Genomic DNA, 15,195 nt, shown 5'->3' on the forward strand with positions numbered 1-15,195 from the left:
GCATCCATGAGCTCCTCACCACCGACCGGCGGCCACCCGGACGAACCGCACCGCGGTGACCTCGCGGGCCGCTTGAACTGGCTCCGTGCGGGTGTGCTCGGCGCGAACGACGGCATCGTCTCCGTCGCGTCCCTCGTCGTCGGTGTCGCCGGTGCCACGACCGACAGCGCCCCACTCCTCGCCGCGGGTGTCGCCGGGCTCGTCGGTGGTGCGATCTCCATGGCGCTCGGCGAGTACGTGTCGGTGAGCAGCCAGCGGGACAGTCAGCGAGCCCTCATCGCGAAGGAGCGGCGAGAGCTCTCCGACGACCCCGAGGCGGAGCTCGCGGAACTCGCCGGGATCTACGAGGCGAAGGGGCTCCGGCCGACGACCGCGAGGCGGGTCGCCGAGGAGCTGACCGCACACGATCCGCTCACGGCGCACCTCGAGGCCGAACTCGGCATCACCGAGGACGCCGTCGTGAGCCCGTGGGCGGCCGCCGGCGCATCGGCGCTCGCCTTCACGATCGGGGCGCTGCTCCCCCTGCTCGCGATCCTGCTGCCGCCGCCCGAAGTGCGCGTCCCGATCACCTTCATCGTCGTGCTCATCGCGCTGGCGCTCACCGGCTTCACGAGCGCGAGGATCGGCGGCAACCCCGTGCTCCGCCCGACCGTCCGGGTCGTGGTCGGTGGAGCGCTCGCCCTCGCCGTCACCTTCGCGATCGGCACCCTGCTCGGCACGAGCGGCGTGGTCTGATGGCCATGGTCCCGGTCGTCGACGACGATCCGACGACGGGCGCACTGGCACAGCGCGGTCCGGGGAGTTCTCTGGGAGTCTGCTGGAGCCCCGCCCGAGCCTGGGGCTCCCGGGTGTAGAAGTGAAGGGCGTCCACCCGGTCGCCCTGTCGGATTCGATCAGTGCGGATCGACAGCCCGAAGAACATGTGAGGAGCACCATATGAGCGCAGGAGACAAGATCAAGAACGCCGCCGAAGACCTCGCGGGCAAGGCCAAAGAGGCCGTCGGCAAGGCGACAGACAACGACAAGCTCATCGCGGAGGGCAAGGCCGACCAGGCCAAGTCCGACGTGAAGCAGGCCGGTGAGAACGTGAAGGACGCGTTCAAGAACTGACCTCCTGATCACACGGACGCCGGTGACCCGCTCGGGTCACCGGCGTTCGTCTGTCCTCCCCCGGTCCCTGACTCCCCTCCCCGGTCCCTGAGCCTGTCGCAGGCACTCAGGCCCGCAGGACAGCTAGTCCTTGATGAGCAGGATCGGGTCGCCGTCGAAGGAGTCGTAGGGGTTCGGGTCGGTGAAACCGCCGTCGTACATGAGGCCGGCCGGAGCCTTGCCACCGGCGGGAGCCGCCGCGACGTAGCACTGCGTGATCGGCTCGCCGCCATCGAACTCCTCGGTGAACGACTCGGATCCGCACTCGTCCCACCCGATGAGCGTGGCCTCCTGGACCTTCTCACCATCGGCGTCGACGGGTGCGAAGGAGGTCGCGTCGCTGTTGAACGCCACCGGGTCGCCCGACACCTTGGTCATCTCGAGGCGGATAAGTGTGATGTCGTAGCCGTCGAGTTCTCCGCCGTCGAACTGCGTCTTGAGGAACGCGACCTGGTCGGCGGTCGCGGGGGTGACCTCGGTCAGCTTCGCGCTGATGAGCGCGGTGACGCCGTCGGTGCCCTGCGACTCGTAGACGATCGGCTCATCGATCCCGACCTGCGCTCCAGGCTCGGTGACCTCACCATCGGCCGATCCGGTCGAGGTCGGCTTCGACGTCGCGGACGACGAAGCCTTCTCCGTCGGCTTCGCGTCGGGGGCCGACGGCGTGGAGCATCCCGCCAGCACGAGCATGGCTGCGACAGGGAGCGTGATCAGGGCGGCGACTCTGGAGAGCTGCATCGGGATTCCTTTCGGCGGCGGACCCCTGCAGTCTGTCCTGCGCACCGACGCCGCGCGATGGGGACAACTCCCCACCGGGACGGCCCGCCTCCGGCCGTCAGGCTCCAGCAGGATCCCCCGCGCCCTCTCAGGAATCTCTCTGCTCGCGTTCATCCGAGCGGCGGACGATGAGACGACGCGCCAGGTTGTCGCGTCCGAGGGGAACCCATGACTGCGACGATCACCGTCCCGACCGCGCCCTCGCGCCGTCGGTGGGACGCCCTCCACACCCTCCTCGGCGGCCGCGCCGTGCCCTGGGTCGTCGGCCTGTTCGCCACCCTCGTCTCGCTCATCGGCATCGGGACGCCGTCGTACTGGGGCGACGAGGCGGCGAGCGTCCTCGCCGCCGAACGTCCACTCCCCGTCATGTTCGGGATGATCGGCCACATCGACGCCGTCCACGGCCTGTACTACGCGTTCCTGCACGTCTGGACCGGAGCCTTCGGTACCGCCGAGGCCGTGACGCGGTTCCCGAGTGCTGTCGGGGTCGGTCTGGCCGCGGCCGGCACGGTCGTGCTCGCGAGGGCGCTCTTCACCCCGGCGATCGGCATCACGGCTGGCCTCGTGTTCGCCGTGATCCCCCAGGTCACGAGGATGGGCGCTGAAACGCGTTCCTATGCGCTGGGCATGGCTGCGGTCGTGTGGCTGACGGTGTGGTTCGTGTCGCTCGTGCGTCGCAGGTCCACATCACGCCGCAGCTGGGCCCTCTTCGCCGTCGCGAGCGCCGCCTCGATGTACTTGTTCCTGTACCTCGCGATGCTCCTCCTCGTGCACGCCACCTGGATGGTGCTCCAGCGCCCCGGGCGGCGGGTGATGCGAGCCTGGGGCTGGTCGCTCGTCGGGGCACTGGTCCTCGGCGCTCCGATCGTGATCGCGGGCATCGCGCAGCGCGAGCAGATCGCGTTCCTGGGCAGACGGGACTACGCGACGCCGGAATCGGTGCTCGTCGGCCAGTGGTTCCAGACGCCGGCCTTCGCCGTGCTCGCGTGGCTACTGATCGTGCTCGCCCCCATCGGGGTGCTCGTGGTCCGCCGATCCTCCCGACAGCGTCGCGCACTGGCGATGATCGCCGTCTGGGCCCTCGCACCGACGGCGCTGCTCATCATCGGCAACACCCTCGTGACGCCGATGTACAACCTGCGCTACGTCACCTTCTGCGTCCCGGCCGTCGCGATCATGATGGCGCTCGGACTCCGGACGATCGTCGACCTCCTGCCGAAGCGGGTCGACCGCATGGCGGCGACCGCGGCCGGTGTCGCGCTCGTGCTGGCGCTCGCGACCCCGGTCCTCGTGGAACAGCGCGGCCCGTTCGCGAAGGACGACGGCAGCGACCTCCGGCAGACCGCGGAGGTCGTCCAGGCCCACGCCTCGCCGGGCGACGCGGTCGTCTTCGACCAGTCCGTGAAGCCCTCGCGCAAGTCGCGGCTCGCGATCGACCTCTACCCGCAGGCCTTCGCCGGCCTCGACGATGTGGCGCTCGAGACGAGCTACCGCGACCGCCCCGAGCTCTGGGACCTTGCCGCGCCGCTGGCGGACATCCACGACCGGCTCATCGGCCACGACACCGTCTGGGTCGTCGAAGGGTCGAGCACCTCTCCGGACGTGGCGGATCTGGAGGCCCTCGGCTACCGCGTCGAGCAGCGCATCCCCGTCAACCGCAGCATCGTCTTCGAGCTGGTCAGGTCGTGATGCAGTGGTGATCCGGCCCCTCCCGAATCCGCGCGCGCTGCTCCGGCGCCCGATCGTCCGCGAGGTCGCCGCCTTCGGCCTCGTCGGCGGTGTCGGCTTCCTCGTCGACGTCGGGGTCTTCAACCTCCTCGCGTACACCGTGTTCCTCCACACCGGCACCTCCGGGCTGCTCGTGGCGAAGGGTGTCTCCACGACGCTCGCCATCGTGGCCAACTGGGTGGGCAACCGGCTCCTCACCTTCCGCGCGCATCGGCGCTCGGACGTCGCCCGCGAAGCGCTCGAGTTCGGCATCGTGAGCCTCGCGGGAGGCGCGATCGCCCTGGGCTGCCTCTGGGTCTCCCACGACGCACTGCACCTGACGACGCCGTTGGCGGACAACGTGTCGGCGAACATCGTCGGCCTGGCCCTCGGCTCCGCATTCCGCTTCGTGCTGTATCGCTTCTGGGTGTACGGGCCACGGGCGGAGCGGACCGGGCCGATCCCGGTGCGCGTGGACCCGTGAGGTCGTCCGGTCAGCGACTCGCGTTGTGCCGGGAGACCGCGTCGCTGACCCAGGAGAACTCGTCGACGAACCGCGAGAGGAGTCGGGCGAGCTCCACGCGATCGTGTTCGCTCCACTTGCCGACGAGCGTGTTGTAGACCTGCTGGGCCGCCTGCCGGTGCCGCTCGAGAGCCGTGCGTCCCTCCTCCGTGGCGCTGACGAGCACCGCTCGGCGGTCGCTCGGATCCGTCTCCCGGACGACGAGACCACCCTCCTCGAGGCGGCGGACCTCGGCCGTCGCGGTCGACTTGTCCACGTCCATCCAGCCCGCGACCGTCGACATGCGGATCGGGCCGGCGGTGATCACGTACTCGAGGAGCCACGCGTCCGTGCCGGTCAGGGCTGCGCCTTCGGCGTCGTGCAGGGAACGCCGGTTGTCGGCCCGGGTGGACCACCGGAGCACGGACGCGAGCGACGCCTGGATGACGGCGCCGGCGTCGGCTGGGTCGACCTCATCGCTCATAGCTGAATTCTTCCTGAATACCTGCGTTCGGGTGTTGGTTCGACCATACCAACTATATAGTGGGACGGCACCAACTAAACGTCACCCGTCCCCCACCTCGAGCGCTGCGGAGAATACAGCCCATGGAAATCCCCGGATACGTCTGGCTGCTGACGATCGTCGGCATCCTGGCCCTCCTCGCCTTCGACTTCATCTTCCACGTACGCAAGGCCCACGAGCCGACGCTGCCGGAAGCCGCGAAGTGGTCGGCCCTCTACGTCGGTTTCGCCCTCATCTTCGGTGTCGGCGTCCTCATCTTCGGCGGCGGGACGCTCGGGTCCGAGTACTTCGCCGGCTACATCACGGAGAAGGCCCTGTCGGTCGACAACCTCTTCGTCTTCCTCATCATCATGTCGAGCTTCCGCGTGCCGCGTGCCGACCAGCAGAAGGTGCTGCTCTTCGGCATCGTCTTCGCGCTCATCGCCCGCACCGGGTTCATCTTCCTCGGCGCCGCCGCGGTCAACGCGTGGTCCTGGCTGTTCTACATCTTCGGCGCGTTCCTCATCTTCACCGCCGTCAAGCTGCTCCGTCCGGAGGAGGAGAACGAGGACGAGGCGAACAACTTCGTCATCCGACTCGCCAAGCGTCTCTTCAAGACGACCGACCGCTACGACGGCGACAAGCTCGTCACCATCGAGAACGGCAAGAAGGTCCTCACCCCGATGCTGCTCGTCATGGTCGCCATCGGCGGCACCGACCTGCTCTTCGCGCTCGACTCGATCCCCGCGATCTTCGGCCTCACGCAGAACGCGTACATCGTCTTCACGGCGACCGCGTTCTCGCTCCTCGGCCTCCGTCAGCTCTACTTCCTCATCGACGGCCTGCTCGACCGCCTCATCTTCCTCAGCTACGGCCTGGCGGCGATCCTCGGTTTCATCGGTGTGAAGCTCGTCCTGCACGCGCTGCACGAGAACACCCTGCCGTTCATCAACGGCGGTGAGCACGTCCCGGTCTTCGAGATCGAGACGGGCCTCTCGCTCGCGGTCATCGTCGGCATCCTCCTCGTGACGGTCCTGCTGTCGCTCCTCAGCCCGGCGGGCCGTGCCCACACGATCATCAGCGACGCCCGCAGCCAGGCCAAGAAGATCGTGCTCCACGCGGACTCCCCCGAGGACATCCCGGTCGGCCACCACGTGGACGAGGTCGAGCTCGAGACGAGCTACACCCGCATGGTCGAGCGCCAGAAGTCCTTCGCCAACCTGAAGCCCAAGCACCAGGCGAAGGCGGCCGACGACGAGGAGCTCCAGCGGCTGCTCGCCCGAGCCCACGAGCTGCAGGCCAAGGGCTCCGACTCACGCGGCCTGCTCTGAACGGACCGGGAATCCGGGCGCTCGCCCGGCTGAACCGATAACGTGGACGTGCGCTCCCGGCTTCGGCCGGGGCGCACGTCCCACACCTCACCACCAGCTACACGATGAAGCATCAAGGAGACGGAACCATGGGTCTGAGTCTGGAAAAGGGCCAGTCGCTCTCACTGACGAAGCAGGACGGTGGCTCGCTCACGCGGATCCGTCTCGGCCTCGGCTGGGACGGCGTCGCACCCGTGAAGCGCGGCTTCTTCGGTCGCGCAGCCTCCGCGCCCGACATCGACCTGGACGCCTCGGCGATCTTCTTCGACGCCACCGGCAAGGTCCTCGACACCATCTGGTTCCAGCAGCTCGCGAGCAAGGACGGCTCGGCCACCCACACCGGCGACAACCTCACCGGCGCGGGCGACGGTGACGACGAGACCATCCTGGTCGACCTCTCGAAGGTGGCGCCGTCGGTCCAGCAGATCGTGTTCGTGATCAGCAGCTACAGCCGGCAGACCTTCGACACGGTGCAGAACGCCTTCAGTCGCATCATCGACGACTCGACCCCCGGCTCGCCCGAAGTCGCCCGCTACCAGCTCACCGACTCCGGCCCGCACACGGCGATGATCATGTCGAAGGTCTCGCGCGAGGGCAACGGTTGGACCTTCAAGGCGATCGGCGAGCGCGCCAACGGGCGCTCCGTCATGGATCTGCTCGGTCCGGCCGCCCAGGCTCTCTGAGCACCACCCGCAGTAGTCCCCCGCGCGTCAGCGCAGTTCCGAAGGAGAAGCGATCACCATGGCAGGACTCACCCTCGAAAAGGGCAACAACCTCTCGCTCACCAAGACCAGCCCCGGCCTGACGGTCGCGACGGTCGGCCTCGGGTGGGACCCGCGCACCACGAGCGGTGAGGCCTTCGACCTCGACGCCTCGGCGCTGCTGATCGGCGCGAACGGCAAGGTGCGCTCCTCCGCCGACTTCATCTTCTACAACCAGCCCGCCTCGGCGGACGGTTCGGTCAAGCACCTCGGTGACAACCGCACCGGCGACGGCGAGGGCGACGACGAGCAGATCTCGGTCGACCTGAACGCGGTCGGCGCCGACGTCGAGCGCGTGGTCATCGCCGTGTCGATCGACAAGGCCGACGAGCGTCGCCAGAACTTCGGCCAGGTCCGCGGCGCGTACTGCCGCATCGTCGACCAGGACGGCACCGAGATCGTCCGCTTCGACCTCAGCGAGGACGCCGCTCCCGAGACCGCCATGCTGTTCTCGGAGCTCTACCGCAACGGATCCGAGTGGAAGTTCAAGGCCGTCGGCCAGGGCTACACCACCGGTCTCGCCGGCATCGCCGGCGACTTCGGCGTCCCGCTCGGCTGAGCACCGACGCCTCCACCACGAGCAAGCCACACACGAGAGCAAGGTCGACCGCATGAGCACGCCACTCACTCCGCCAGACGCCAACGAACAGGCCGCAGCCTCCCTCGTGCTGCACGCTCCGGACGCACCGGACGTCGTGCAGGCCGAAGAGGCGCCGGGCATGGTCCCGGTCCCGGCGGAGCGCCAGACGGAGATCCAGCAGCAGGCACGCTCGTTCGTGTCCGAGGTCGCGACGCTCGACCCGCGCTCCCCCGAGTTCACGCAGAAGATCGAGGGCATCTCCCAGATCGGCGGCAAGGAGATGGTGCAGTCGAGCGGGTACTCCTCGCGCATGCTCGACCGCTCGTCGACCTCGGTCGCCGGGGCGAAGCGTTCGGGTGACAGCGCGCAGATCAAGGTCGCGACCACGCTCGGCGACCTCCGCAGCACCGTCGAGGACCTCACGCCCAACCAGGCGGACCTCGGCGTCGGCCGCAAGATCCTCGGGTTCATCCCAGGCGGCAACAAGCTCGCCAAGTACTTCCAGAAGTACGAGTCCGCGCAGACCCAGCTCGACAAGATCATCAAGTCGCTCATGGCCGGACAGGACGAACTCCTGAAGGACAACGCCTCGCTCGCGGGCGAGAAGGTCCAGCTCTGGGAGACCATGCAGGCGCTCAGCGAGTACGCCGTCTTCGCCAAGGCGCTCGACGCCGCGTGCGTCGCCAAGATCGACGAAGCCCGGTCCGCCGGACGCATCGAAGAGGCGCAGAAGCTCGAGGCCGACGTCCTCTTCCCCGTCCGTCAGCGCCACCAGGACATCCTCACGCAGCTCGCCGTCTCGGTGCAGGGCTACCTGGCGATGGACCTCATCCGCAAGAACAACCTTGAGCTCATCAAGGGCGTCGACCGCGCTCGCACCACGACGATCGCCGCTCTTCGGACCGCCGTCGTCGTCGCGCAGGCCCTCGCGAACCAGAAGATGGTGCTCGACCAGATCGACGCGATCAACACCACGACGAACAACATGATCCTGCAGACCAGCGAGATGCTGAAGGACCAGACGACGCGCATCCACCAGCAGGCGTCCACCTCGGGCGTCAGCGTCGAGACCCTGCAGCGCGCGTTCGACAACGTCTTCCAGACCATGGACGCGATCGACACCTTCCGTGCCGAAGCCGCCAAGAACATGGAGGGCACCGTCAACGCGCTCGAGTCGGGCCTCGAGAAGGCGAAGCCGTACCTCGAGCGCAGCCGTCAGGCCGAGCAGCGCGAACTGCGGTAGCCTCACGCTCGGGTGACCGGGCGCACGGGTCGCTGAGGACGAAGGGGACGAGGGATGGCATTCGGACGACTGCTGAACGCACTGCGGACCGGCGGGGCCGAGCCGCTCGGCGTCGTCGACGCCACGCCGGCGCCCGTCGGTGAGACCGAGGACGAGCAGACGGCCCGGCACCTCGACGAACTCCGCGACGCGGTGCGCTCCGTGGGGCGCGACCTCCCCACGCTGCTCACCTCGCAGCTCCGACAGATCGACGACCAGTTGCGCCTCGTCGTCGCGACGATCGCCGACCAGGGTGCGTCGACCGAGCAGCGCGTGCTCCTCGCCGCGATGGTGACGGACTACCTCCCGAGCCCGCTGCGCTCCTTCCTCGCGCTGCCGGCCGCGGACCGCACCGACGACTCCCGCAGCACGATCGTCTTCGCCCGTCAGCTGGAGCTCATCGAGGAGACCATCCGCGACCTGCTCAACCAGATCCGCATCGGTGCGATCGCCGAACTCTCGACGCACGGTCGGTTCCTCTCCGACAAGTTCCAGGAGCCCGACGCCGGTCTCGTGCTGGGTGCGCACTGATGGCGTCGCTGATCGCGGGCGCGAACGCCGCGCTCACCGCAGAGAACCCCGGTCTCGACGCGGTGCTCATCGGGTTCGGCTGGGACGTCATCGCGAGCCGTGGGCCGCAGAGCGAACCCGTGCCGCTGGCGATCATGTGCGGCGACGACGGCAAGGCGCTGTCCGACGACCACCTCGTGTTCTTCAACCAGGTCGAGAGCCAGGACGGCGCGGTCACCTTCTCGTCCGAGGCCGACGATGAGGAGATCGACGTCGAGCTGTCGCGCGTGCCGGACGCCGTGTCGAAGATCGCCTTCCTGCTCTACATCGACCCCGACGTCCGCGGCCCCGGCGACTTCTCGCCCGTGCGCTCGGCGTTCGTCCGCGTCGCCACACCCGACGGTCGGGAGCTCGTGCGCTTCGACGTGCCGATCGCCGAGGTCCGCAGCAGCCAGGCGCTGCTCCTGGCGGAGCTGTACCGGCACCGCTCGGACTGGAAGTTCCGTGCTCTCGGGCAGGGGTACGCCGGTGGTCTCGCCGGCGTGGCGCGCGACTTCAGAATCGACCTCTGAGCCGTGCCGCTCAACACCTCCCCGGTGCGACGGGACATCGACTACCTCCGTCGTCGGGTGAAGCCGAGGCCTGCGCCGGTCGCGCAGGAGGAACCGGTGGCGAGCGCCCCGGCGGCACCTCCTCCTGCAGCGCCGGCCGCATCGGCAGCACCGTCGACCGGACTCACGCTCGGTGGGCCGTCCACGTCCGCCGCCGCACCCCCTGCCCCGGTGGCATCGGCAGCGTCTGCACCGTCGACGGGACTCTCGCTCGGCGGATCCTCGTCGACCGCTCCCGCTGCGCCGTCGGCACGCCCGGCCACCACGCCCGCCGCAGCTCCGACGACCCCACAGCCCTTCCCCGCCCCGACGGCCGAGGAGATCCACGTCCTCGACGACGAGACCCCGCTGGTCCGGCTCGACCCTCGTCAGTCGGCGATCGGCAGCCTCATCGTCGGCGGAGCGACGGCGATCGTGTGGGAGACCGTCGAACTCGTGACGGGGGTCGCGACCGCCGACGGCATCGACGGCACGCCGGTGACGACGCCCGGCAACCGGCCGCTGCTCGGCTTCGACGGCGGCGACGCGATCCTCGCGCTCCGGCACGTGCACCTCATCCGGCGGGCGTTGTTCGTCGGCACAGCCGGTCACCCACTGACGGTGCAGCTCTTCGACGGCGAAAGCTTCGCCGCCGCTGACGACACCGGCGCACCGCCGGTCGTCTCGCTGCTGCGCATCGGGTCGAGACTCGAACTCCGCCTCGAACCCCTTCCCGCCGAGATCCCCCTCCAGACGCTCTTGCAGCAGTTCGGCTTCGAGCCGACGCCGTACGTCGTCGCCCGCGAACCCCGGAGACGATGACCATGCGCCACTTCAGTTACGTCGACGACAAGCGCGCGTCGCGGTTGTTCCACAAGCTCCCGAGCCCCATCAGCATCGACTCCCCACCGGAACACGTGGCGGCGGCACTCGGCGCGACGCTCTACAGTCCCGGCACGCGCCCGACGCTCGCGAAGGACGTCGTGAAGCAGGCGAAGCACGGCTGCCTGAGCATGGTGCTGTGCCTCGAGGACTCGGTCCCCGACGACGCGGTCGAGTTCGCCGAGACGAACGTCGCGGAGGCCATGCAGCAGCTCGCCGCCAAGAGCTCAGGGTCCAAGCGCCCGGTGCTGCCGCTGCTCTTCATCCGCGTCCGCACGCCCGAGCAGCTCGAGCGGGTCGCCGGGCTCCTCGGTCCGGGACTCGACCTCCTGAGCGGCTTCGTCATCCCCAAGTACGAGAACAGCGACGGGGTGGCGGACCGCTTCTTCGAAGCACTCGGTCGCGTGCAGCGCGACTACGGGCAGGACGGGTCGAACGGCGCGCGTCGGCTCCGGGTCATGCCGATCCTCGAGTCGCCGCGGATGATCCACCGCGAGACCCGCGACGACACCCTCTCCGGGATCGTCGACGTCACCAAGGCCCACCGCGAGGACGTCCTGGCGGTCCGGATCGGCGCCACCGACCTCTCGAGCGCCTTCTCGCTCCGGCGCTCCCGCGACCTCACCGTGTACGACGTGAAACTCGTCTCCTCGGTCATCGCCGACGTCGTCAACGTCTTCGGTCGACCGGGCGACGACTTCGTCATCACCGGCACGGTCTGGGAGCACTTCCACAACGCGGAGCGGCTCATGCGCCCGCAGCTGCGCATGACGCCGTTCCAGGACGCGAACGAGGCGCAGCTGCGTCAGAAGCTCCTCCTCAAAGGACTCGACGGCCTCATCCGCGAGATCGCGCTCGACCAGGCGAACGGTTTGCTCGGCAAGACGGTCATCCACCCGAGCCATGTGCCGGTCGTCCACGCGATGTCGGTCGTGAGCCACGAGGAGTACGTCGACGCCCTCTCGGTCGTCGGCGACGTGGGCGGCGGCGCCAACGCCTCTCCGTACCGGAACAAGATGAACGAGATGAAGCCGCACCAGGCGTGGGCGCGCAAGACCCTGCTCCGCGCGGAGGCCTTCGGGGTGGCTGCGGAGGAGACGACCTTCGTCGACCTCCTCGAGACGAGCATGCGGTGACGGTATGGACGGGCCGCTACTGGGCCGTGGCAGAGAACACGACCTTCGTCGACCTCCTCGAGACGAGCATGCGGTGACGGTATCGATGGGCGCATGGACAGGCGGTTTCGTGCGCGACGCCGTCGGCATCGGCCTGCGCTCGGACGCGTCCCGGAGCCTGATCCCGGTGGAGGACCTCGTCGGTCTGGCGCTCCGCGACAACCCCAAACGCGCTCAGCTGCTCGTGTCGACGGTCCTCGCCAAACACGTGCCGACCGTGCCCGGCCTGGCACTCGCCGCCGGAGAACTGCTCGGACTGCTGGTGCGGAGCGCGCTTGACGGCAGCGATCCGGAGACGGCTCCGTTCGACACCGTGGCGCACCTCCTGGCCCGACGGGAACGGCCGGATGCTGACGGTCTCGCCGCCCTCACCGCCGTCCGTGAGCACCTCGCCGAGCTCCGCGATGCAGCCCCAGCGGCCGGCCCGGAGCTCGTCACCGTCGGTTATGCCGAGACGGCGACCGGGCTCGGCCACATCGTCGCCGACGCGCTCGGCTCGCCCTACCTCCACTCCACGAGGCACGAGGCGGACGTGCCCTTCACGCCGTTCGAGGAAGAGCACTCGCACGCGAGCGACCATCGCCTGTATCCGAGCGACCCCGCGTGGGCCACGGCCGGCGGGACCACGGTGCTCGTCGACGACGAGTTGAGCACCGGCCGCACCGTCCGCAACACGATCACCGCGCTGCACGCCACCACTCCGCAGGCGCACTGGGTGGTCGCGGGTCTCATCGACCTCCGTTCGGATGCGGACCGACAGCGCTTCGACGACCTCGCCGAACGGCTCGGCACCCGGATCACCGTCGTGGCGCTCGGCGTGGGTGCCGTCGACCTTCCGGAGGACGTCCTCGCCCGCGCGCGAGCGGTCATCGACGCCGCACCCGCCGCGTCGTCCGCCGGATCGACCACGGCCGGCGACGTCGTCGTCGTGGACGCATCCGACCTGTCGCCCGTGCGGAGCGCACGCTTCGGTGCGCCTGGACGCCTGGACGACGCGATGACGGCCGCGATCGCCGACCGGGTCCTTCCGGAGCTGCCGGACGGCGAGGTGGTGGTGCTCGGCTCCGAGGAGTTCATCGCGGTACCGCTGGCCGTCGCCGCCCACCTCGACCGCACCCGCGGAGCGACGCGCTTCTCCACCACCACTCGGTCCCCCATCGCCGTGATCGACCGTGACGACTACGCCATCGCGAGCGCGGTGTCCTTCACCAGTCATGACCGCACCATCGACGGCCTCGGGCCCCGCTTCGCCTACAACCTCTCCCGCGGCGGTTCACGGTTCGCGGCGGTGGTCCTGTTCCCGGAACCGGGGGCCGACCGAGAGCTCCTGCTCCGGCCCGATGGCGTCGTCGACGCGCTCCGGACCGTCACCGACCGCGTCATCGTCGTCCTCCTCACCGAATCCGTCCCGACCCCAGCCGAATGGAACCCCGCACCGTGACCATCGACGCCGCCGCCCTCCCCGAGCCGCTCACCGGACCGGACTTCGGGTCCTACGACGCCTCGGAGGTGCGCTGGCTGCTGACCGACCTCGGCGACACCCGCCTCGAGGCCGACGCCTCCGAACGTGAGGCCGCGATCCAGAGCGGTCGCGCACATTACGCCGAGTCGCTGCCCATCGAGTACCTGCCCTCCCCCGAGTACGAGGAGCTCTATCGCGACGCTCTCGCGCGGTCGAGCCGTCGCCTCGCGGTGGCCGTCGGCGTCGTCACCGACCTGGTCCTGGCCTCCCGTGCGAACCGACCCGTGCTGGTCTCCCTCGCCCGCGCCGGAACGCCCATCGGGATCCTCATGCGTCGCTGGGCGATGGAGGTCCGAGGGATCGACGTGCCGCACTACACGATGAGCATCGTGCGCGGGGTCGGCGTCGACGGGACCGCGCTGCGCTACCTCGCGGCGCACCATGACCCGGAGCAGATCGCGTTCGTCGACGGCTGGACCGGCAAGGGCGCCATCGCGCGCGAGCTGACGGCGGCGCTGGAACTCTTCGCCGAGACCGACGGCATCCGCTTCTCCGACGAGCTGGCTGTCCTCGCCGACCCCGGCCACTGCGTGCCCGTGTACGGCACCCGCGACGACTACCTCATCCCCTCGGCGTGCCTCAACTCCACCGTCTCCGGCCTCGTGTCCCGCACGGTGTACAACCGCGAGCTGCTCGCCGACGACCAGTTCCACGGTGCCAAGTTCTACCGCGAGCTGAGCAGTCACGATGTCTCCGGCGCCTTCCTCGACGCGGTCTCGGGCCGCTTCGCCGAGGTGGTCGACGACGTCGCCGCGGGTGTGGAGGAGGCCTCGACGGCCGACCGTGAACCGAGCTGGATCGGCTGGGAGGCCGTCGAACGGATCCGGGAACAGTACGACATCCCGACCGTGAACCTCGTGAAGCCGGGTGTCGGCGAGACCACCCGCGTCCTGCTCCGCCGAGTTCCGTGGAAGGTGCTCGTGTCGCCGGACGCCCTCGACGACGTCGCGCACGTGCTCCTGCTCGCCGAGCAGCGCGGTGTGCCGGTCGAGGTCGTGCCCGGGTTGCCCTACAGCTGTGTCGGGCTCATCAACCCGTTGAGCGACGCCGCGGCGGGAGACGCCCAGTGAGCGCCCTCGTCGCCTGCGACCTGGATCGCACCCTCATCTACTCGCCGAAGGCGTTCTGGCTCGAGACGCCGGACCCCGATGCGCCGTCGATCATCGTCTCGGAGCTCTGGAACGGCGTGCCGATCTCGTTCATGACGCGCGAGTCGGAGCGCCTGCTGATCGAGCTGCGCTCGCAGGCCGTGTTCATGCCGGTCACGACGCGGACGGTGGCGCAGTATCAGCGGGTGCAGCTGCCGGGCGGCGCGCCCGCCTACGCGATCACGAGCAACGGCGGCGAGATCCTCGTCGACGGCGTCCCGGACGCCGATTGGCGCGACCGGGTGCGAGCGCACCTCACCGACCACACCGCTCCGCTCGACGAGGCGCTCGCGCGCTTCGAGGAGCTGGCTTCGCCGACCTGGATCCTCAAGACGAACGTCGCCGACGCGCTGTTCTTCTACTCGATCGTCGAGCGCGACGCGATCCCGGCGGGCTGGCTCGAGCAGGTCGAGCAGGAGTGCGAACGGCTCGGGTGGACCGTGTCCCTGCAGGGACGGAAGCTCTACTGCGTGCCGCGGACGCTCACGAAGCACGATGCGGTCAGTGAGGTCGCCCGCCGCCTCGACGGACCACTCGTCCTCGCGGCCGGTGACTCGCTCCTCGACCAGTCGATGCTGGAGACCGCCGACCTCGCGTTCCGGCCGGCGCACGGCGAGCTCGACGACGAGGGCTTCACGATCGACACGCTGACGGTCACCGAGCGGCGCGGCATCCTCGCCGGCGAGGAACTGCTGCAGCTGATGACGGCTGCGGCCGTCCGGGGCCGCTGACCCGAGG

General features: G+C 69.4%; 17 protein-coding genes. 15 read left to right on the forward strand and 2 right to left on the reverse strand.

The window, feature by feature from the left end:
• The first annotated feature begins 6 nt into the window (after window positions 1-6).
• Both RWN05_RS01160 and RWN05_RS01165 read left to right on the forward strand, forming a co-directional pair.
• The gene (locus tag RWN05_RS01160; RefSeq protein WP_121289144.1) at window positions 7-735 is read left to right on the forward strand and encodes a VIT family protein; all 729 of its coding nucleotides are present in this window, start codon (window positions 7-9) and stop codon (window positions 733-735) included.
• A 201-nt stretch (window positions 736-936) separates the two neighbouring features.
• Window positions 937-1,110 (forward strand): CsbD family protein, encoded by a 174-nt coding sequence (locus RWN05_RS01165; RefSeq protein ID WP_064295874.1) that lies wholly within the window; start codon window positions 937-939, stop codon window positions 1,108-1,110.
• A gap of 123 nt (window positions 1,111-1,233) precedes the next feature.
• Here RWN05_RS01165 and RWN05_RS01170 read toward each other — a convergent pair whose 3' ends face one another.
• Window positions 1,234-1,887, reverse strand: coding sequence for a hypothetical protein (locus RWN05_RS01170; RefSeq protein WP_079000823.1), 654 nt, complete (start codon window positions 1,885-1,887; stop codon window positions 1,234-1,236).
• Window positions 1,888-2,094: 207 nt separating this feature from the next.
• On the opposite strand from RWN05_RS01170, the gene RWN05_RS01175 reads away from it, so the two are divergent.
• Both RWN05_RS01175 and RWN05_RS01180 read left to right on the forward strand, forming a co-directional pair.
• Window positions 2,095-3,615 (forward strand): glycosyltransferase family 39 protein, encoded by a 1,521-nt coding sequence (locus RWN05_RS01175; RefSeq protein ID WP_314137973.1) that lies wholly within the window; start codon window positions 2,095-2,097, stop codon window positions 3,613-3,615.
• Window positions 3,616-3,622: 7 nt separating this feature from the next.
• Window positions 3,623-4,117, forward strand: a complete 495-nt coding sequence (locus RWN05_RS01180) for a GtrA family protein (RefSeq protein ID WP_314137974.1) — start codon at window positions 3,623-3,625, stop codon at window positions 4,115-4,117.
• A gap of 10 nt (window positions 4,118-4,127) precedes the next feature.
• Here the strand turns inward: RWN05_RS01180 and RWN05_RS01185 are convergent, their stop codons facing one another.
• Complete coding sequence (locus RWN05_RS01185; RefSeq protein WP_064295869.1) at window positions 4,128-4,619, reverse strand: MarR family winged helix-turn-helix transcriptional regulator; 492 nt, start codon at window positions 4,617-4,619, stop codon at window positions 4,128-4,130.
• A gap of 122 nt (window positions 4,620-4,741) precedes the next feature.
• Between RWN05_RS01185 and RWN05_RS01190 the strand changes: the two genes are divergently transcribed.
• From RWN05_RS01190 to RWN05_RS01240, 11 genes are all read left to right on the forward strand, one after another.
• Window positions 4,742-5,968 (forward strand): TerC family protein, encoded by a 1,227-nt coding sequence (locus tag RWN05_RS01190; protein ID WP_064295868.1) that lies wholly within the window; start codon window positions 4,742-4,744, stop codon window positions 5,966-5,968.
• A 128-nt stretch (window positions 5,969-6,096) separates the two neighbouring features.
• Window positions 6,097-6,690, forward strand: a complete 594-nt coding sequence (locus tag RWN05_RS01195; protein ID WP_064295867.1) for a TerD family protein — start codon at window positions 6,097-6,099, stop codon at window positions 6,688-6,690.
• Between the two features lie 58 nt (window positions 6,691-6,748).
• A complete protein-coding gene (locus tag RWN05_RS01200) occupies window positions 6,749-7,327 on the forward strand; it encodes a TerD family protein (RefSeq protein ID WP_064295866.1) in 579 nt (192 codons plus the stop codon).
• A gap of 52 nt (window positions 7,328-7,379) precedes the next feature.
• Window positions 7,380-8,591, forward strand: coding sequence for a toxic anion resistance protein (locus tag RWN05_RS01205; protein WP_079000817.1), 1,212 nt, complete (start codon window positions 7,380-7,382; stop codon window positions 8,589-8,591).
• Between the two features lie 54 nt (window positions 8,592-8,645).
• The gene (locus RWN05_RS01210; protein ID WP_314137976.1) at window positions 8,646-9,161 is read left to right on the forward strand and encodes a hypothetical protein; all 516 of its coding nucleotides are present in this window, start codon (window positions 8,646-8,648) and stop codon (window positions 9,159-9,161) included.
• Window positions 9,161-9,712: a TerD family protein gene (locus RWN05_RS01215; RefSeq protein ID WP_064295863.1), complete on the forward strand. Its 552-nt coding sequence runs from the start codon at window positions 9,161-9,163 to the stop codon at window positions 9,710-9,712. Before RWN05_RS01210 ends, RWN05_RS01215 begins: the two co-directional genes overlap by 1 nt.
• Window positions 9,713-9,715: 3 nt before the next feature.
• Window positions 9,716-10,552, forward strand: a complete 837-nt coding sequence (locus tag RWN05_RS01220; RefSeq protein ID WP_314137978.1) for a hypothetical protein — start codon at window positions 9,716-9,718, stop codon at window positions 10,550-10,552.
• 2 nt (window positions 10,553-10,554) lie between these two features.
• Window positions 10,555-11,748 (forward strand): HpcH/HpaI aldolase/citrate lyase family protein, encoded by a 1,194-nt coding sequence (locus tag RWN05_RS01225; RefSeq protein WP_071261351.1) that lies wholly within the window; start codon window positions 10,555-10,557, stop codon window positions 11,746-11,748.
• A gap of 85 nt (window positions 11,749-11,833) precedes the next feature.
• Complete coding sequence (locus RWN05_RS01230; protein WP_314137981.1) at window positions 11,834-13,228, forward strand: phosphoribosyltransferase domain-containing protein; 1,395 nt, start codon at window positions 11,834-11,836, stop codon at window positions 13,226-13,228.
• Window positions 13,225-14,379 carry a cysteine protease StiP family protein gene (locus tag RWN05_RS01235; protein WP_314137983.1) on the forward strand — a complete coding sequence of 385 codons (1,155 nt, stop codon included), beginning with the start codon at window positions 13,225-13,227 and terminating at the stop codon, window positions 14,377-14,379. Before RWN05_RS01230 ends, RWN05_RS01235 begins: the two co-directional genes overlap by 4 nt.
• Window positions 14,376-15,188 (forward strand): HAD family hydrolase, encoded by an 813-nt coding sequence (locus tag RWN05_RS01240; RefSeq protein ID WP_314137984.1) that lies wholly within the window; start codon window positions 14,376-14,378, stop codon window positions 15,186-15,188. The genes RWN05_RS01235 and RWN05_RS01240 overlap by 4 nt, the downstream gene beginning before the upstream one ends.
• Window positions 15,189-15,195: the final 7 nt, after the last annotated feature.

The sequence above is a fragment of the uncultured Plantibacter sp. genome, assembly GCF_963518075.1.
Lineage (GTDB): Bacteria > Actinomycetota > Actinomycetes > Actinomycetales > Microbacteriaceae > Plantibacter > Plantibacter flavus_A.